The organism is Amycolatopsis sp. NBC_01480, assembly GCF_036227205.1.
Lineage (GTDB): Bacteria > Actinomycetota > Actinomycetes > Mycobacteriales > Pseudonocardiaceae > Amycolatopsis.
On the sequence record NZ_CP109442.1, the window covers coordinates 3,599,692 to 3,617,912 of the forward strand.

At 69.7% G+C, this 18,221-nt stretch carries 21 protein-coding genes; 4 read left to right on the plus strand and 17 right to left on the minus strand.

The window, feature by feature from the left end:
- Nucleotides 1-150 precede the first annotated feature (150 nt).
- Nucleotides 151-2,646, plus strand: coding sequence for a carbamoyltransferase HypF (hypF, locus tag OG371_RS17140; RefSeq protein ID WP_329070394.1), 2,496 nt, complete (start codon nt 151-153; stop codon nt 2,644-2,646).
- Here the strand turns inward: hypF and hypB are convergent.
- The 17 genes from hypB to OG371_RS17220 form a co-directional block, all read right to left on the minus strand.
- Nucleotides 2,570-3,289, minus strand: coding sequence for a hydrogenase nickel incorporation protein HypB (gene hypB / locus OG371_RS17145; protein WP_329070397.1), 720 nt, complete (start codon nt 3,287-3,289; stop codon nt 2,570-2,572). The two genes, hypF and hypB, sit on opposite strands and share 77 nt — an antisense overlap.
- Before the next feature lies 1 nt (nt 3,290).
- Nucleotides 3,291-3,620, minus strand: coding sequence for a hydrogenase maturation nickel metallochaperone HypA/HybF (locus OG371_RS17150; protein WP_329070399.1), 330 nt, complete (start codon nt 3,618-3,620; stop codon nt 3,291-3,293).
- On the minus strand, nt 3,620-4,696 hold the full coding sequence (gene hypE / locus OG371_RS17155) for a hydrogenase expression/formation protein HypE (protein ID WP_329070400.1): 1,077 nt from the start codon (nt 4,694-4,696) through the stop codon (nt 3,620-3,622). The genes OG371_RS17150 and hypE overlap by 1 nt, the downstream gene beginning before the upstream one ends.
- Entirely contained in the window at nt 4,693-5,922 is a 1,230-nt protein-coding gene (hypD, locus tag OG371_RS17160) for a hydrogenase formation protein HypD (protein ID WP_329070402.1), read from the minus strand. Before hypD ends, hypE begins: the two co-directional genes overlap by 4 nt.
- Nucleotides 5,923-5,932: 10 nt before the next feature.
- Nucleotides 5,933-6,205: a HypC/HybG/HupF family hydrogenase formation chaperone gene (locus tag OG371_RS17165; protein WP_091621771.1), complete on the minus strand. Its 273-nt coding sequence runs from the start codon at nt 6,203-6,205 to the stop codon at nt 5,933-5,935.
- A 2-nt stretch (nt 6,206-6,207) separates the two neighbouring features.
- Nucleotides 6,208-6,315: a DUF6893 family small protein gene (locus OG371_RS47420; RefSeq protein WP_425425336.1), complete on the minus strand. Its 108-nt coding sequence runs from the start codon at nt 6,313-6,315 to the stop codon at nt 6,208-6,210.
- Between the two features lies 1 nt (nt 6,316).
- Nucleotides 6,317-6,814, minus strand: coding sequence for a hydrogenase maturation protease (locus OG371_RS17170; RefSeq protein WP_329070405.1), 498 nt, complete (start codon nt 6,812-6,814; stop codon nt 6,317-6,319).
- 14 nt (nt 6,815-6,828) lie between these two features.
- Nucleotides 6,829-8,133 (minus strand): hypothetical protein, encoded by a 1,305-nt coding sequence (locus OG371_RS17175; protein ID WP_329070407.1) that lies wholly within the window; start codon nt 8,131-8,133, stop codon nt 6,829-6,831.
- Nucleotides 8,130-8,768, minus strand: a complete 639-nt coding sequence (locus OG371_RS17180; protein WP_329070409.1) for a DUF6084 family protein — start codon at nt 8,766-8,768, stop codon at nt 8,130-8,132. Before OG371_RS17180 ends, OG371_RS17175 begins: the two co-directional genes overlap by 4 nt.
- Entirely contained in the window at nt 8,761-9,378 is a 618-nt protein-coding gene (locus tag OG371_RS17185; protein WP_329070410.1) for a DUF5947 family protein, read from the minus strand. The genes OG371_RS17180 and OG371_RS17185 overlap by 8 nt, the downstream gene beginning before the upstream one ends.
- Nucleotides 9,375-9,956 (minus strand): NifU family protein, encoded by a 582-nt coding sequence (locus tag OG371_RS17190; protein WP_329070411.1) that lies wholly within the window; start codon nt 9,954-9,956, stop codon nt 9,375-9,377. The genes OG371_RS17185 and OG371_RS17190 overlap by 4 nt, the downstream gene beginning before the upstream one ends.
- A gap of 2 nt (nt 9,957-9,958) precedes the next feature.
- Nucleotides 9,959-11,755 (minus strand): nickel-dependent hydrogenase large subunit, encoded by a 1,797-nt coding sequence (locus tag OG371_RS17195; protein WP_329070412.1) that lies wholly within the window; start codon nt 11,753-11,755, stop codon nt 9,959-9,961.
- A 13-nt stretch (nt 11,756-11,768) separates the two neighbouring features.
- Nucleotides 11,769-12,818 carry a hydrogenase expression protein HypE gene (locus tag OG371_RS17200; RefSeq protein ID WP_329070414.1) on the minus strand — a complete coding sequence of 350 codons (1,050 nt, stop codon included), beginning with the start codon at nt 12,816-12,818 and terminating at the stop codon, nt 11,769-11,771.
- On the minus strand, nt 12,815-13,501 hold the full coding sequence (locus OG371_RS17205; RefSeq protein WP_329070416.1) for a D-sedoheptulose-7-phosphate isomerase: 687 nt from the start codon (nt 13,499-13,501) through the stop codon (nt 12,815-12,817). The genes OG371_RS17200 and OG371_RS17205 overlap by 4 nt, the downstream gene beginning before the upstream one ends.
- Before the next feature lie 5 nt (nt 13,502-13,506).
- Complete coding sequence (locus tag OG371_RS17210; RefSeq protein ID WP_329073124.1) at nt 13,507-13,707, minus strand: HypC/HybG/HupF family hydrogenase formation chaperone; 201 nt, start codon at nt 13,705-13,707, stop codon at nt 13,507-13,509.
- Nucleotides 13,708-13,757: 50 nt separating this feature from the next.
- A complete protein-coding gene (locus OG371_RS17215) occupies nt 13,758-14,378 on the minus strand; it encodes a D-sedoheptulose-7-phosphate isomerase (protein ID WP_329070418.1) in 621 nt (206 codons plus the stop codon).
- Nucleotides 14,379-14,612: 234 nt separating this feature from the next.
- Complete coding sequence (locus OG371_RS17220) at nt 14,613-15,680, minus strand: SEL1-like repeat protein (RefSeq protein ID WP_329070421.1); 1,068 nt, start codon at nt 15,678-15,680, stop codon at nt 14,613-14,615.
- A gap of 275 nt (nt 15,681-15,955) precedes the next feature.
- On the opposite strand from OG371_RS17220, the gene OG371_RS17225 reads away from it, so the two are divergent.
- The 3 genes from OG371_RS17225 to OG371_RS17235 all read left to right on the plus strand — a co-directional run bounded on the left by OG371_RS17225 (nt 15,956) and on the right by OG371_RS17235 (nt 18,205).
- Complete coding sequence (locus tag OG371_RS17225; protein ID WP_329073126.1) at nt 15,956-16,615, plus strand: HNH endonuclease family protein; 660 nt, start codon at nt 15,956-15,958, stop codon at nt 16,613-16,615.
- A gap of 9 nt (nt 16,616-16,624) precedes the next feature.
- Nucleotides 16,625-17,278: an alpha/beta fold hydrolase gene (locus OG371_RS17230; protein WP_329070422.1), complete on the plus strand. Its 654-nt coding sequence runs from the start codon at nt 16,625-16,627 to the stop codon at nt 17,276-17,278.
- A 168-nt stretch (nt 17,279-17,446) separates the two neighbouring features.
- Nucleotides 17,447-18,205 carry a 3D domain-containing protein gene (locus OG371_RS17235; protein ID WP_329070424.1) on the plus strand — a complete coding sequence of 253 codons (759 nt, stop codon included), beginning with the start codon at nt 17,447-17,449 and terminating at the stop codon, nt 18,203-18,205.
- Nucleotides 18,206-18,221: the final 16 nt, after the last annotated feature.

Below are 18,221 nucleotides of genomic sequence, written 5' to 3' on the forward strand. Positions count from 1 at the left end.
GGCCTGGCCGGGTGGCAGCGGCGGCTGTCAGCGCAGGTAAGGCGGTGGCCCCGGGCCGGTCGCGACGGGTGGACCGGTCCGGGCAGTCAGCGGGTCAGCCGTTTGTGCTGGTCGCTTCCGCTCTGGTCGGCCGAGGCGCAGACTGGCCTGATGGACCGGCGGGTGCGGGTCGCGGTGCGGGTGGGCGGGGTGGTGCAGGGGGTGGGGTTCCGGCCCTTCGCCCACGGCCTCGCCCGGCGCCTGCGACTGTCCGGCTTCGTCGGCAACGACGCGGCCGGCGTGTTCGCCGAGGTGCAGGGGCCACCGGCCGACGTCGACGCGTTTGTCCTCGCACTTCGTGAAGAGGCGCCACCGCTGGCGGTGGTCGACTACGTGCGGGTAACCCCGATGACGCTGGCCGACGACGTGCAGGCGCCTTGGAGCGAGGCGGCCAGCGGTGCGTGGATAACCCCGAGCGAGGCGGCCAGCGGTGCGCGGACGACTCCGCCGACAGCGGTGCCCGGCGATGCAGAGGTGCCTCCGCGCAACGCAGTGACACCACACAACCCCGCCAATCACCCAGCCGTCGGCTACCCACCCGCCACGGTCGGCGAGCCGGTTTTCAGCATCGTTGCGAGCCCAGCGGGCGGGGAAGTCGCGACGCTCGTCTCGGCGGACAGCGCGACCTGCGCCGACTGCCTTGCCGAACTACGTGACCCCAGCGACCGCCGGTACCGGTACCCGTTCATCAACTGCACGAACTGCGGGCCGCGCTTCACGATTGTGCGCGGGGTGCCGTATGACCGGCCGTTCACGACCATGGCCGGGTTTCCGATGTGCGCCGACTGCCGACGGGAGTACGAAGACCCTGGCGACCGGCGGTTCCACGCACAGCCGGTGTGCTGCCCCGTGTGCGGGCCGAAGCTGTGGTTCCATGAAGCACGCCATGACGCACGCCACGAAGCACGACAAGAACCAAGCCGGGAAACAGCCAGGACAACCCCACTTAAGTCCACTGTGGACGCGCTGCGGGCGGGCGCGATAGTAGCAATCAAGGGCCTAGGCGGATACCACCTTGCGGTAGACGCGGAAAACGAAACTGCCGTCGCCGCCCTGCGGGGGCGGAAGCACCGGGAAGACAAACCGTTTGCAGTCATGGTCCCCGATCTCGCGGCCGCCCGGAAGACTGCGGAGCTGGGCGAAATCGGCGAACAGCTGCTGACCAGCCGCCGTAGCCCGATCGTGTTACTGCCGCGCGTCGCGAATGGTCCCCTCGCGACGTCGGTCGCACCGGGGAACCGGCGGATCGGCCTCCTGCTGCCCTACACGCCGCTGCATCACCTCCTGCTCGGCGACCTCGGCGGCCCGATCGTGCTGACCAGCGCGAACGTCTCCGACGAGCCCATCGTCTACCGCGACGAGGACGCGCTCAGCCGCCTCAAGAACATCGCCGACGCCTTCCTCGTCCACGACCGCGCCATCCACACCCGCACCGACGACTCCGTGGTCCGGCCCGTCCGCGGGCGCGTGCAGCTGCAGCGACGGTCGCGCGGGTACGCGCCCGAACCCGTCACGCTCCACCGAAAATTCCCAAGGCACGTGCTGGGCTGCGGCGCCGAGCTGAAAAACACCTTCTGCCTGGCGAAAGACGACCACGCGTTCGTCTCGCATCACATCGGCGACCTCGAGAACTACGAGACGCTCAAGTCCTACACCGAGGGCATCCGGCATTGGCGGGAGCTGTTCGACGTCACCCCGGCCGTCGTCGCGCACGATCTGCATCCCGAGTACCTGTCCACGAAGTACGCGCTCGAGCTCGAAGGCATCGAGCACGTCGGCGTCCAGCATCACCACGCGCACATCGCTTCGTGCCTGGCGGACAACGGCGAGGATGGCCCGGTCCTCGGCGTCGCCTTCGACGGCACGGGTTACGGCACCGACGGCACGATCTGGGGCGGCGAGTTCCTGCTCGCGGACCTGGCCGGGTTCCAGCGCGTCGGCCACCTTCAGACCGCGCCGATGCCGGGCGGCGCCGCGGCTGTCCGCGAGCCGTGGCGCATGGCGGCAGCCCACCTCGACGCCGCCGGCCTCACCGCGGAAGACCTCAGAACCAGGCACGAAGAACACTGGGACGACGTCGTAAAAATGGCCCGCAGCGGGCTGAACTCACCGCTGACCTCCAGCGCGGGCAGGCTCTTCGACGCCGTCGCCGCCCTGCTCGGCGTGCGCGACAGCGTGAACTACGAGGGCCAGGCCGCCGTGGAGCTGGAGCAGCTGGCCGACCCCGAAGAACGCGGCACCTACCCCGTCGGCATCGACCGGAACCAAGTGTCCACAGTAGACCTAATCGGCGCCGTGGCAGAAGACCAGAAAAACCACATCCCCAAACAGATCATCGCCGCGAGGTTCCACAACAGCATCGCCGACGTCGTCGCCCGCCTCTGCGAGCAGCTCCAGGTAGCCGAAACCGTAGCCCTCTCCGGTGGCGTCTTCCAAAACGCCCTGCTCCTCGACCGGACCACAGAATTCCTGCACGACAAGGGTTTCCGGGTACTCACCCACTCCCGGGTGCCGGCGAACGACGGCGGGATCAGCTTAGGGCAGGTCGCAGTGGCAGCCGCGCGCGAAGCCACGAGTACCACGAGTCCAGCCCGTCGCCCCGGGTAGCGCTCAGCTCCAGCACGCGCGCCGCGCGGTTGACGTGCCCCAGATCGTGCCTGAACTCCGCGACGTCGAAATCCACGTACGGCAGCAAATCGACCTTGTTCAGCAGCACCAGATCCGTTGACGCGAACATGTGCGGGTACTTCAGCGGTTTGCCCGGCCCTTCGGTGACGGACAGGATCACCACCCGCGCGGCCTCGCCGAGGTCGAACAGCGCCGGGCAGACCAGGTTGCCGACGTTCTCCACGAACAGCACCGACCCGGGCACGACGGCGAGCGTGTCCAACGCGCTGTCCAGCATCGTCGCGTCGAGGTGGCAGCCGGCGCCGGTGTTGATCTGCACCACGGGCGCGCCGGTCGCCTCGATCCGCGACGCGTCCAGCTGCGTCTCCTGGTCGCCCTCCACCACCGCGAACGGCAGTTCGTCGCCCAGCGCGCGCACGGTGCGTTCCAGCAGGGTGGTCTTGCCGGCGCCGGGTGAGCTCATCAGGTTGATCGCGAACACGTCCTGGTCACGCAGCCGTCGCCGGGTGTGCCCGGCGAGGTGGTCGTTTTTCGCCAGCACGTCCTGTTCCAGCACCACGGTGTGGCTGTGCCCCTCGTGGTGGACGACCGCGTCGTCCGAACAGCCGCAGGTCTCGCACATGTCAGGCCACCTCCACGGACTTGATGCGCAGCTGGCGCCCGGCCAGCACTTCGACATCCGCGCTGCCGCAGGGGCAGAGCAGGATCGGGTAGTCGATGCCGAACTCACGGCCGCAGTCCCGGCACGCGGCGCGGCCCGGCGGCTCGTCGATCTCCAGCGCCGCGCCCTCCAGCGCCGTGCCCAGGCAGAGCACGTCGAAGCAGAAGCGGACGCTGTCCGGCACCACGCCGGACAGCCGCCCGATTTCCAGCCGTACGCTCCGCACCTCGACGTCACCGAGCCGCGATACTACCGCGTCGACAACGCTCTGGGTGATCGACATCTCGTGCACTAGCAGATCCTCGGCAGCGGGTCGCCCACCAGCATGTCGACGATCCGCGTGCCGCCGAACGCCGTGTTCAGCAGCACCAGCCCGGGCGGGTCGTCGGCGACCCGCCCGATCACCGCGGCGTCCGCGCCCAAGGGGTGCGAACGCAGCGCCGCCAACGCGTCCGAAGCCTGGGCGCCGTCGACGATCACCACGATCCGGCCCTCGCAGGCGACGTACAGCGGGTCGATGCCGAGCAGCTCCGACGCGCCGCGGACCTCGGTGCGGACCGGGATCGCGTTCTCGTCGATCACCACCGCCACTTCGGCCGCGCGCGCCACCTCGTTGAGGATCGTCGCGACGCCGCCGCGGGTCGCGTCCCGCATCGCGCGCACCCCCGGCACCGACGCCAGCAGCCCGGCCACCAGCTCGTGCACCGGTGCGGTGTCCGACTCCAGGTCGGCGTCGATGTCCAGTTCGCCGCGCGCCAGCATGATGGTGACGCCGTGGTCGCCGATCGGGCCGGAGACCAGCACCGCGTCGCCCGGCTTCACCGTGGCGACGCCCAGCCCTGAGCGGATGGACACGCCGACGCCGGCAGTGTTGATGTACACGCCGTCGGCCTTCCCGCGCTGCACCACCTTCGTGTCGCCGGTGACGATCTGCACGTCCGCCGCCAGCGCCGCCGACCGCATCGATTCGACGATCTTCAGCAGGTCCTCGACGGGGAAGCCCTCCTCGAGGATGAAGCCCGCGGTCAGGTACAGCGGCCGCGCGCCGGAGACGGCGAGGTCGTTCACCGTGCCGTTCACGGCCAGGTCGCCGATGTCGCCGCCGGGGAAGAACAGCGGCGACACCACGTACGAGTCCGTGGTCAGGGCCAGCTTCGCCCCGCCGATGGTGAGCGCGGCGGCGTCCTCCATCGGCTCCAGCAGCGGATTGCGGAACGCGTCGAGGAACACCGCCTCGATCAACGTGTGCGTCGCCTTTCCGCCGGAGCCGTGCGACAGCGTGATGCGCTCCTCGCGGACCTTCGCGCGCCTTCGCCGGGCACGCTCGATCCGGTCGAGAACCTGCTGCTCGCGTTCCGTGGTAGTCATGCTGTGCCCTTCGCCACTGATCCGACGTCAGCTACGGCGGAAACGGGTTCCTGTGAGCGGTCCGGCTGCAGCCCGTGTCCGCCTACTTCCGGTCGGATCAGTGCCGAGCTCGCCTCCCGCACCCGCTTACGGCTGAACCGGCCGAAGTTGTAGTACGCGGCGCAGGCGCCCTCCGGCGAGACCATGCAGGTGCCGATCGGCGTCTCCGGGGTGCACGCGGTGCCGAAAACCTTGCACTCCCACGGTTTCAGCACGCCCTTGAGCACCTCGCCGCACTGGCACGCCTTCGGGTCGGCGACCCGGACGCCGGGCACCTCGAAGATCCGCTCGGCGTCGAAGGCCGCGTACTTCTCGCGCACCCGCATCGCCGAGTGCGTGATGAAGCCGAGCCCGCGCCATTCGAAGAACGGCCGCAGCTCCATCACCTCGTTGATCGCCTTGAGCGCCACCTGGTTCCCGTCCCACGGCACCACGCGCGAGTACTGGTTCTCGACTTCGGAGCGCCGCTCGGACAGCTGCACCATCAGCATGTAGATGGACTGCAGGATGTCCAGCGGCTCGAACCCGGCCACCACCACGGGCTTGCCGTAGTCGCGTGCGATGAACTCGTACGGCCGGCAGCCGATCACCGTGGACACGTGGCCCGGGCCGATGAAGCCGTCGAGCCGCAGGTCGGGCGAGTCGAGGATGGCCTTGATCGCCGGGATGATGGTCACGTGGTTGGCGAACACGGAGAAGTTCTCCAGGCCCTCGGCCGCCGCGCGCAGCAGCGTCATCGCGGTGGACGGGGTGGTCGTCTCGAACCCGATGGCCATGAACACCACCCGCAGGTCCGGGTTCTGCCGCGCGATCTTCAGCGAGTCCAGCGGCGAGTAGACCATCCGGATGTTGGTGCCCTCGGCGTTGGAGTCGAAGAAGTTCCCGCCGGAGCCGGGCACCCGCATCATGTCGCCGAACGAGGTCATCAGCACCCCGGGCTGACGCGCGATGTGGATGGCGTCGTCGATCCGGCCCATCGGGATCACGCACACCGGGCAGCCGGGGCCGTGCACCAGCTGCACGCTCTCGGGCAGGTAGTCCTCCAGGCCGTGTTTGTAGATGGTGTGCGTGTGCCCGCCGCACACCTCCATGAACTTGTACTCGCGCCCGGGCTCACACAGCGCGGTGATCTTCGCGGACAGCGCGCGCGCCTTGTCCGCGTCCCGGAACTCGTCGACGAAACGCATCAGCTGGCTCCTATTCGATCCGCGATTCGAGCAACGCGGCGATCTCGTCCTCGTAGGCCTTCCCGATGCTCTCCAGGAACTCCATGGCCGCGGCGGCCTCAGCCTCGTCTATTTTGGACAGTGCGAAGCCGACGTGGATCAGGATCCACTCGCCCGGCACCGGCGGGTCGTCGGTGAGCAGGCCGATGTTGATCGTCCGCTTCACCCCACTGACCGAGACTTTCGCGAGGTCCGGCCGCTCCTCGCTGATCTCGATGATCTCGCCCGGAATCCCGAGGCACACGGCTACATCCGGCTCATCTCGAGGTACCGCCGCACGTCCGGCTCGACCAGCCGGGCGAACCAGGCCGCCCCGCCCACCAGCACGAGCAACAGCAGGAAACGCTTGAACATCTCAGACCTCCGTCTTCTGTCCGTCCGGCAGCCGTGAGGCGGTGCCCCACGCCAGTTCCGCCACCGCGCGCACCGCCGCCGGCACGGCCGCCTGTACTTCCTCGGAAAGCCCGATCCCGGGCTCCACGCTTCCCGGCTCGCAGCCGACGATCAGCACCCGCCCGGCGTCGCCGCCGAGCAGCCGCAGCAGCCGGAACACGGCCTCGGGCTGCATCCCGTGCGCGTCGATCGACGGCGCCTTCGTCAGGTCGTCCACGTCCGCTTCGATCAGCGACAGCGTGCCGGGCGGCTGGCCGTGCGGCGTCGCGTCGAGCAGGATCGTGGTGTCGTAGCCGCCGAGCAGGTCGTACGCCAGGTGCATGCCGGCGATGCCGTAGTCGGCGATCTGCACCCAGTCCGGCAGCTCGGTGTGCTCCAGCCGCGTGATCACCTCGACGCCGAACCCGTCGTCGCCGAGGAAGATGTTGCCGATGCCGGCCACCAGTACACTGGGTCTCATAACGGATCCAGGTCTCATAACGGCTCCAGCTCGTCGGGGGAGAAGTAGCGGAACCGGCCGTGCGCGTTCTGCAGCTCCGCGGCGGGGTCGGCGTCCACGGTCACGGCCACGTGCGTTGATCCGTCCACATCGGACAGCACGGCGCGCACGGTGGCGACCAGGCCGGTGAGGAACATGTCCTGCGCGTCGCTGCCGCGCAGGTTCGGCCGCAGCCGCACGCGTGAACCGGCCGCGACGCGCGTTCCGGCGACGATCACGCTGTCGGTCTCCGGCGAGACGGACGCGTCCGCGCCGGGATCCCACCAGGGCACTTCAGGCTCCCCGGTCACCGAACGCAGGTAGCGGACGGTGCCGTGCAGCCGGTCGAGCAGCTCCTGCGGCATGTCGTCGACCCGGTCCACGATCGACGCCGCCCGCGGGTCGGTGGCCCTGACCTCGCGTTTTTCGTCGTCGGTGAGGGCCATCGTGCGCAGGGTGAGGATCTCGTCGATCTCGGTGCCGTCGAACAGCTCGCCCGCGCTCTCAGCGGCGATCGCCGGGTCGTCGTACAGGATGATCGGCGAGGCCAGCATCACCGGGCTCTGGGTGGTGCTCCCGATCAGCACCGGCCAGACGCGCTCGTTCACGCAGGCCTCGACGGCCGGCTTCGCCCACTCCGGCGGGTCGAGCATCGACAGGAAGTGCCCGGAGTCGACCGAAAGGATCAGGTGCGCGGCCAGCAACGCGTGCCGCAGCGCCGTCTCCCGGGTCGGGTCCGCGGCGGTCCACGGGCTGGTGTTGCGCAGGTCCAGCCGCAGCCGGACGCCGCCGAACGGGCCGTCGAGCGAGTCGAGCCGCGCGGTCAGCACCCCGGTCAGCTCCTGCGAACGCCGGACCAGCGAGCAGCCGTCGCCGACGTCCTCCGACTCCTCCCAGCCCGGCACGGCGAACGGCGTCTCGACGGGCTGGGCGAGCAATTCAGCGGCGGGCAGCACGAAGTCGACCTCACGCTCCACGGCCTCGTCCCAGGTCGTGTACTCGGTGCCGGCGGCGGTCATCGTCGCGACGAACTCCTCGCCGTCGTGCGCCAATCGTTGCTGCGCCTGAAGAAACCGCAGCTTGACGTGCAGCGCCGTGTGCGAGCGCGGTTCCAGCAGGCACTCGGTGCGCGAGGTCGCGTACTCGCCGCGCGCGTCGTCGGCGTAGGACGGCGGCATCAGCACACCCCACTGCCAGCGCACGCGGTTCTTGCCCGCCGACGCGCGGTACGGGTAGAGCAGGTAGCCCTCGTACAGCACCGCGTCGCCGACCGCGCGGGCCTGGTCCCCGACCGCGGTCACGGCGGATCACCGGCCGAGCCGAGCAGCTTCTCCATCGCCGCGTCCCAGGTCGGGATCGCGTGGCGCGCCTTGTACTTGAGCAGTTCGTCGAGGGTGTCCCGGTGCAGCTTGATCCACGCGACCTGCGGGAAGTACCGGTCCATCAGCTCGTCCCACGCGGTGATCGGCATCCGGACCTCGGCCTCGACGTGCCACGGCACCGGCTCGACCCAGAACCCGGGCCCGCCCTTGCCGAACACGGTGCCGCTGAACAGCAGCACGAGCGGGACCACGCCGTCGGCCAGCGCGTGGAAGTACTTGCCCGCGGCCACTTCCAGGTCGTAACTGCACGGCACCTCGAGCACGAACTCGGTGCTGCCGGTGAACCCCGGCACCACCGCGGAGACGGCGGCGAACTGGAACGGCTTGAGCGTCTCGCCCCAGCGCGACGGGTCGCCGAACAGGTCGGTCAGCAGCTCGGACTCCCCGTCGGAGTACCGCCGCCGCTGCGGCTCGATCCGCAGCTGTATCCGCAGCACCAGCGCGTACACCGGTTGCGCGGTCAGCTCGGTGACCCGCATGGTGAACGCCAGCGTCGGCGAGGCCGCGTACTTCAACGGCTGCACGTCCACGCAGTCGAAGGTGAGTTCAGCCATCGGCCACGACCTCGCTGCGCTCGCGCAGGTCCGCGAAGAACCCGTCGATCGCCTCGTGGGCCGCGCTGCCGCCGTCGAAGCCGCGCCAGTGCAGCCGGACCAGGCCGACCAGCTCGTAACAGGCGTCGATCGGCACCAGGAAGCACTCGTAGCCGAAGTCGTTTTTGCTGATCAGCAACGCCTCGACGTCGGGCGCGATCGAGGCGAACGCCGGTTGCGTATCGAGCAGCTCGGTCCAGGTGTCCAATGGCAGCAAGGATTCCGTCGCGCCGGCCGGGCTCGGGTAGAACGCGACGGTGCGCCCCTGCACCGAGTTGTGGAACAGGAACGCCATCCGCACCGGCACCCCCGCCGACTCCCACAGCGTCGAGCCCGCCGGGAAGCGCGGCGCGTGCAGGTACCGCGTCGGCACCGCGCGATGCCGCTTGCCGCCCGCGCCGGTGTGCGTGAACAGCAGGTAGCAGCCCCGGCAGGTGCACATGATCGCCCTCGACTCGAGGTCGATCACGTGCCCGTGGCCGGCCCCGACCGGTTCCGTGCACAGCTCGCACCGCTCGCCGGGCGCGGGCCGGACGGCGGGCTCGAGGAACCGGCGCAGGCCGCCCGTCATGCCTGCTCCACCGGGACCGGGCACTCCAGTGCTTCGAGCGGCAGCAGCGGCCGTCCGCCCGGGCCGGTCTGCACGGGTGCGGCGCCCTCGGGCACAACCCCCTCGACGACGACGTCGGAGATCTCCGGCGCCGCCTCGCGGACCACCCGCTCGATGGCGTACTTCGCGGTGACGGTCGAGGACGGGCAGCCGTCGCACGTCCCCATCAGTTGCAGCTGGAGCACTCCTTCGCCGGTGATGCCGACGATGTCGACGTCGCCGGCGTGCGAGCCGAGGTACGGCCGCACCTTGTCGAGCGCTTCGGTGACGCGCTCCAGCGTCGTTTTCGGGTGCAGGTCGTGCAGGACCAGCAGACCGCGCACGTGCTCGTCGTCGGCGAGGCGCCCGAGCAGCGCCTCACCGCCGTCGGACTCGCGCACCACGGCCAGCACCCGCTCCAGGCCGGCGCCGTAGAACTCGAGCAGCGTGTGGACGAGGTCCTCGGCCAGGTCGACGGTCGGCTGGTCCGCCCGCTCGGCCAGCTCGCCCAGCAGCGCCTCGATGCGTTCGCCGACCTGGCCGACGTCGGAGCCCGCCATGGTCAGAGCACCTCTCCGCCGAACGCGTGCGGGGTGTGGATGCGCTCCAGCGTCTTGCCCTTGCCGGTGTACATGTGCACGCCGCAGGGCAGGCACGGGTCGAAGCTGCGGACCGCGCGCATGATGTCGATGCCCTTGAAGTTCTCCTGCGTGTTCTCCTCGAAGATCGGCGTGTTCTGCACGGCGTCCTCGTACGGGCCGGGGGTGCCGAAGGAGTCGCGGACGCTGCCGTTCCAGGGCGTCGGCGGGTACGGGTGGTAGTTCGCGATCTTGCCGCCCTTGATCACCATGTGGTGCGACAGCACGCCGCGCACGGCCTCGGTGAACCCGCACGAGACGCCCTCGTCGGGCACCTTGAACGGCTCCCAGGTCTTGGTGTTGCCACCGCGGACCTCGGCCAGCGCGCGTTCGGCGAAGTGCAGGGCGATCGCGGCGGAGTAGGCCTGGAAGTACGTGCGCGCCCGGTTGCGCTCCAGCGCGTTGCTCCACTTCGGGATCTTCCACTCGAAGCTGACCTCGGGCTTCAACGCCGTGCGCGGCAGGTTGATCACCACGCTGTGCCCGGTGGACTTCACGTAATCGGTGTCGACCAGGCCGGCCAGCGCCGTGGTCCACAGCCGCGCGAGCGGGCCGCCGCCGGTGTCCAGCGCCAGGTGGTCCTTGCCGTCGAACCAGCGCGGCGACATCGTCCACGAGTACTTGTCGTCGAAGTCGCGCTTCTGCGGCCGCGGGATGGTGTGCTGGTTCCACGGGTGCCGCGAGTCGACCGGGTTGCCGAGCGGGTCGTGCGTGACGAACTTCTCCATGCCCTCCCAGTCCTCGTAGAAGGACGAGCCGAGCAGGATCCGGATGCCGAGGTTGATGTCGAGCAGGCTGGTGGTGACCAGCTTGCCGTCCACCACCACCCCGGGCGTGACGAACATCTTGCGGCCCCAGGCCTCCATGTTCTCGTAGGTGAAGTCGCAGTACTCCGGGTTGTTCAGGCTGCCCCAGCAGCCGAGCAGGATGCGGCGGCGGCCGACCTCCTCGTAGCCGGGCAGGGCCTCGTAGAAGAAGTCGAACAGGTCGTCGTGCATCGGCAGGCAGCGCTTCATGAACTCGACGTAGCGCATGAGCCGGGACAGGTAGTCGGTGAACAGCTGCACCGTCGCGATGGTCCCGACGCCGCCGGGGTACAAAGTGGACGGATGCACGTGCCTGCCCTCCATCAGGCAGAACATCTCCCGGGTGGAGCGGCTGACCTGCAGCGCCTCCCGGTAGAACTCGCCTTCCAGCGGGTTCAGCGAGCGCATGATGTCGCCGATGGTGCGGTAGCCGTGCTGCTCGGCGTGCGGCGATTCGGTGCGGTTGGCCAGTTCCAGCACGCCGGGGTTGGTCTCGCCGACCATCTTCTCGCAGTAGTCGACGCCGACCAGGTTCTCCTGGAAGATGTTGTGGTCGAACATGTACTCGGCGGACTCGCCGAGGTTGATGATCCACTCGCCGAGGTGCGGCGGGCGCACCCCGTAGGCCATGTTCTGGTTGTAGACCGAGCAGGTGGCGTGGTTGTCGCCGCAGATGCCGCAGATGCGGCTGGTGATGAAGTGCGCGTCGCGCGGGTCCTTGCCCTTCATGAAGATGCTGTAGCCGCGGAAGACCGAGGACGTGCTGTGGCACTCCACGACCTTCTTCTGCGCCCAGTCGATCTTCGTGTAGATGCCGAGGCTGCCGACGATGCGCGTGATCGGGTCCCAGGCCATCTCGACGAGCTCGGTCTTGCCCTTGGTGCTGACGCTCTTGCCGCTTTCCGTCTGTGTCATGTCCCCAGTCCCTTCAGCGCCAAGAGGAGCGGTAGCCGGTCTCGAGCTGCTTGCCCTTGTGCCGCCACTTCGGCTCCAGGTCGACCTTGCGCTCGGTGATCTTGCGCAGCCGCCGGATCACCGAGCCGTACGCGCCGCTGGCCAGCGAGGACACGTGCGCGCCCGGCGGCTCGTCCATGAACGGCATGAACTTGTCCGGGAAGCCCGGCATGGTGCAGCCGATGCAGATGCCGCCGACGTTCGGGCAGCCGCCCACGCCGTTGATCCAGCCGCGCTTGGGCACGTTGCACTTCACCACCGGGCCCCAGCAGCCCAGCTTGACCAGGCACTTCGGCGAGTCGTAGGTGTCGGCGAACTGGCCCTGCTCGTAGTACCCGGCTCGATCGCACCCCTCGTGCACGGTCGCGCCGAAGAGCCACTGTGGACGGAGGTGGTCGTCCAGCGGGATCATCGGGGCCTGGCCCGCCGCCTGGTAGAGCAGGTAGGTCAGGGTTTCGGAGAAGTTGTCCGGGTGCGTCGGGCAGCCCGGGATGCAGACGATCGGGATGCCGGCGCCGGACTTCCAGTCCCAGCCCAGGTAATCGGGCACGCCCATGGCGCCGGTCGGGTTGCCCTCCATGGCGTGGATGCCGCCGTACGCCGCGCAGGTGCCGGCCGCGACGACCGCGAGGGCCTTGGGCGTCAACCGGTCCAGCCACTCGCTGGTGGTCATCGGCTGGCCGGTCTCCGGGTTGTTGCCGAAGCCGCACCAGTAGCCCTCGGACTTGATCGCCTCGTTCGGGATCGAGCCCTCGATGACCAGCACAAACGGTTCCAGCTCACCACGATCGGCCTTGTAGAACCATTCGATGAAGGTGTCCGCGCCCTTGTCCGGCCCGCACTCGAAGTCGATCAGCGGCCAGTGGACCGCGATCTTCGGCAGGCCGGGCAGCGCGCCGAGGACGATCTCCTCGATGCTGGGCTGCGTGGCCGCGGTCAGCGCGACGGAATCGCCGTCGCACGACAGTCCGGCGTTGATCCACAGGATGTGGATGGGTTTCTCTTCTTCCTGGGTATGCGTCACGGCTGTTGCCCCTGGAGGTCGTCGAGCGCGCCGAGGGTCAGCTCCCACAGCGCGTGGTAAAGGGTGGTCTGGGCTTCCTGGATGCGGTGCACCGAAGGCGAAGGCACGACGAAGAGGTGGTCGATGCTGTCGAGCTCGGCCATCCGGCCGCCGTCGTAACCGGCGATGCCGACGGTGACCAGGCCGCGGCGGGCGGCCTCGTCGAACGCGGCCAGCAGGTTCGCGGAGTTCCCGCTGGTGGACAGGCCGATCGCGATGTCGCCGGCGCGGCCGAACGCGGCGACCTGCCGGGCGAACACGACGTCGAACCCGATGTCGTTGCTCAGCGCGGTCACCACGGCGATGTCGTTGGTCAGGCCGAACGCGGGCAGTGGCCGCGCGTCCCCGGCCGGGGAGAGGAACAGGCTGGCGAGGTCCTGCGCGTCGGTGGAGCTGCCGCCGTTGCCGAACGCCAGCAGCCGGCCGCCGCGGGCGAATGCCCGGGCCAGGTCGCGGGCACAGGCGTAGAGCCGCTCGCCGTCCGATTCGAGCACGCTCGCGCGCAGCTCGATGATCTCGCGAGTCTTGTCTACTGTGGACTGACGGACCTGGGTGAGCACGGCCTCGACGTCACTGGCACCCGAGTACAGGAACGGGTACAGCTCCTCGAGACCACTGGCGCCCACGGGATCGCCCCGTGTCATGGCGCTCATCTCCTAGCGGACTGGGGTTTCTCCAGACGTGCGATGGCTTCGCCGGCGTGTACCAGGATTCGATCGCCGACACCGGCCGAAACCAGTGCCACGCTCACCTCTTCCCGGCCCGAGCCGGTATCCACGACTGCGAACCCGAGGTCCAGGAGTTCGACTACGGTCACTTCGACCGCGGTGTCCGAACACGTGATGCACACCCCGTCGTGACAGGCGGGGGCGGCTGGTCCTCTGTCGGCGCCATCGGCGTTCACGACGCCACCTCCGGTGCGAGCACGCCGGGGTGTTCGAAGAAGACGTGCACCAGCTCCCACAGGATGTGGTAGGTCGTCACGTGCACTTCCTTGACCACCAGCGGATCGGCCGACCGCGCGACGAGCACGTGGTCCAGCCCGGGGGTGGCGGCGATGGCCCCGCCGTCGCCGCCGGTCAGCGCGATGGTCAGCAGGCCGAGGTCGCGGGCGGTTTCGAGGCCGCGGCGGACGTTCTCGCACCCGCCGTCGGCGGAGATGCCGAGCGCGATGTCCGCGGGCTCGGCCAGGAACCGGATCTGGTGCGCGAAGACCTCGGCCAGCCCGACGCGGTTGGCCACGCCGGTGAGCGTGGCGACGTCGGCGGTCAGCGAGATCGCGGGCAGCGCCCGCTTGCCGACGATCACCGGGTGCACGAACTCCACGGCCACGTGCTGCGCGTCGGTGCTGGGCCCGCCGTTGCCGAAGACCACCAGCTTCCCGCCGCGGTGGAAGCGCAGGGCCATCCCGTGGCACGCGTCCGCCACGGCGCCGGCCTGTTCGGCCAGATCGTGTACGGGGGCGACGCGGCGTTCGAACAACGCCGCGACGGCGTCCGCGCTCTTCGGAGACCACGACATCGCGGCTCTTCCCTGTGCGCTCAGTGGTGGGAGCAAGGCCTCTAGAGTAGATCTGTGAAGTGAGTCACACAATAGGATCACTTGATAGATCGGGACGGCCACCCTCGGTGTCGGGCGACGCGGCGGCGCGGATGATCTTTTCCTTGCCTGGTCAGGGGAATCCACAGCGTGGTTGCCGACCGGTGCGCCGGCCGTCCGGAACTTTGCACCGAGTGGGGGACAGCCGCGGCGGTCTCAGGCCCGGTCGCGTCCGTCCTGGCTCGCCTCGGCGCGGGCCTCCTGGGCGCGGGCGACCCAGGTCTCGGCCTCGTTGACGGAGCCGCGGCCGTGCAGCATCCGGGCCAGGCTGAGCATGCCCTGCACGTCACCGGTTTCCGCCGCGGCGCGGAAGAACTTCTCGGCCTGCGCGAGGTCGTCGCGCGCCTCGGCGAGGTGCCCGAGGTTCGTCATCGCCGGGACGCTGCCGTGCTGGGCCGCCTTGCGGTACCAGGCCGCGGCCTCACCCTCGTCGCCGCGGCTGCGGGCCAGCACGCCGAGGTTCGTCATCGCCGCGGTGTCACCGGCTTCCGCCGCGTCGAGGTACCAGGCTTCGGCTTCGTCGACGTCGCCGCGACGGTGCAGCAGCAGTCCCAGCCGGACGGTCGCCTCGACGTTGCCGCCCGTCGCGCCCTGGCGGTACCAGGCTTCCGCTTCCTTGACGCGGCTGAGGCGCTCCGCCTGACGGCCGAGCAGGCAGGTGCCCGCGAGGTCACCCGCCTCGACGGCTTCACGCCACCAGCGCGCGGCCTCGCTGTGGCGTCCTTGCCCGCGCAGCACGAGGCCGAGGTCGAGCATCGCGGCGGTGTTGCCCGTGCTCGCCGCGCGGCGGCACCAGTCCTCGGCTTCGTCGGGGCGGCCGCGTTCGGCGAGCAAATGGCCGAGCGCGGCCATCGCCTCGGCGTCCTCGGTCTCGGCGGCCTCGCGCAGCCAGTACTCGGCGTCCCTGAGCCGGCCGCGGCGTTCGTAGGAACGGCCCAGCCCGACCATTCCGTGCGGGTCACCGGCCAGCGCGGCTTCGTGGTACCAGCGTTCGGCCTCCTCGTGGGCGCCCCGGTCGGCGAGCAGGTGGGCCAGCGCGGTCATCGCGACGCGGTCGCCGCCGAGGGCCGCCCGGCGGTACCAGGACTCGGCTTCGGCCAGCTCGCCGCGCTCGCGCAGGGCGGCGGCGACGCGGCTCATGGCGACCACGTTCCCGCCCTCGGCGGCCTTCAGTTGCAGGTAGTCGTCGACCCGCGTGTTCCACTTCCGTAGCCGCCCGGACATCGGCGACGCTCCCTTCGCGCTGGGTCCCCACCCCGTAGTCGCTCGGCGCCCGGTTTGCGTGACACGTGGCCCCGGACACGTTCGCCCCGCGGCCGGGAGTTTCTGCGCGGATGCCGCCACGGAGCCCGGCATACTGTGCCATCCGTTACCAATCCGACTACAGCTACGGCGGAAACGGGTTCCTTCAAGCGGATCGGCTGTAGCCCGTGTCCGCCTACTTCCGGTCGGATTGGTACCGCCGCTTCCGCCCCAGTCGAGAGGACACCTCGCGCGCCATGGCCCGGAAAGTCCCCACCCAGCGGATCCTGTTGCTCGTCGTGGTTCTCGCCGTCGCGATCGCGGGTTTCTGGTACGCCGGAAGGGGTGTCGACGCGGAGCCTTCCTCGCCGCCGCCCGTGAGTGCCGGCGACGCGGCGAAACAGTTGGGGGAGCTGAAGATCGCCGACCGCGGCTCGATGACCGGCTACTCCCGTGAGAAATTCCCGCACTGGGACAACCAGGGGCACAACTGCAACACCCGCGAGCTGGTCCTCAAACGCGACGGCAAGGACATCAAGGCGGGCGCCGACTGCAACCCGACGGCCGGCACCTGGTTCAGCGTCTACGACGGACAGACCTGGACCAAGCCCGGCGACGTCGACATCGACCACATGGTCCCGCTCGGCCAGGCCTGGGCCAGCGGCGCCCGCGACTGGCCGCAGGACAAGCGCGAGCAGTTCGCGAACGACCTCACGCGCCCGCAGCTGTTCGCCGTCACGGACAACCTGAACCAGCAGAAGAGCGACAAGGCCCCGGACGAGTGGAAGCCGCCGCTGGTCTCGTTCTGGTGCACCTACGCGACGGACTGGATCACGGTGAAGCACTACTACGCGCTCACGGTGACCGCCGGGGAGAAAACCGCGCTGACGGACATGCTGCGGCGCTGTCCCGCCTAAGCTGGCCCGATGGCGACATTCGTGCTGATCCACGGAGGCGGCGGCAGTGGCTGGGACTGGCATCTGGTCGGTGCCGAGCTACGGCGGCGGGGGCACGACGTCGTCGCGCCGGATCTGCCGATCGAGGACCCCGCGGCGAAGCTGGCCGACTTCCGGGACGCCGTGGTGTCCGCGGTCGGGGAGCGCACGGATGTGGTGGTGGCCGGGCATTCCTACGGCGGCTTCACCGCGCCGCTGGTGGCCGACCGGCTGAACGCGCGGCTGCTCGTTTTCGTCGCCGGCATGGTGCCCGCGCCGGGGGAGACGCCCGGGCAGTGGTGGAAGAACTCCGGTTACACCTCGCCGGCCGAGAAGCTGAGCGTCGTCGAGCAGTACCTCGCCGACGTGCCGGCCGAGCTGGCGGAGGAGAACGTCGCCCGCGGGCGGGACCAGCGCAGCGCCGAGTGGGACGATCCCTGGCCGCTCGCCGCGTGGCCCGGCATCCCCACGAAGGTGCTGCTCTGCCGCGAAGACCGGCTCTTCCCGCCGGACCTGCAGCGGCACGTCGCGAAGGAGCGCCTGGGGATCACGGCGGACGAGATCAGCGGCTCCCACATGGTCCTGCTGAGCCGTCCGGTGGAACTGGCCGAACGGCTCGAGGGCTACCTCGACAGCCTGCAGTAACACCGAGCCGGGCCCCTCGCCGCCCTGCGGTGACACCGAGCTGGCCTGAGGTAACACCGCAGCCGCCAAATGGTCTAGACCGATTGACGGCCCGGGTCCGGCCTGCCTACCGTCGAGTCCCGCCGCGAGTTTCCTCCACCCCGGTGTCCCCCTGGAGGTTTCCCCGTCATGCCCGCGAAATCCCTTTTCCGAGTTTTCGGCGCCGTCGCGCTCACGCTCGGCGCGCTCGTCACCGTGCCCGTCGCCACGGCGCAGGCCGCCGATCTCCCGGCGTGCCAGCACTTCTACACCGGACCGATCCCCGTCCGCCCCATCACCGGCGGCCACGGGCCCGGCCCGCTCGTCGACCCGGTGGACGTGAGCGGACGGCTGCCCGCGCCCACCGGCGTGAGCGGCGGGCTGGGCGCGGACGGCAAGGTCACCTTCACCTTCGCCCGCGTGCCCGGAGCCGTCGCCTATCGCGCGTTCCGCAACGGCCAGGCGCTGCAATGGATCAGCGATTGGGGCCAGGCGAGCTTCCTGGTCACCGACGCCAGCCCGTGCCAGAACGCGAACTACCAGCTCTACGCGATGACCGCGGAGGACAACAGCCCCGGCTCGCTCGGCCAGATCTCCACGGCCTACCGCGTGAACGGCTCGAACCAGCTCGCGCCGTACGCCATGGCCAAGGGCACCACGCTGAACTACAAGGTCACCTCGTACAACGACGTCGCCCAGACCGCGCTCGGCTACAACGCCGGGCCCGGCTTCTGCGCCGTCGACGCGCGCAACATCCCTTGGGGGACAAGGTTTTTCGTCCCCGGTTACGGGCACTGCTACGCGGCCGACATCGGCAGCTGGATCAAGGACGACATCGTCGACGTGTGGCTGCCCGGCTCGCAGGCCAACGACTGGGGCGTGCAGGGCCTGACCCTGACCGTCGAGTGATGCCCTGAAGGCCACC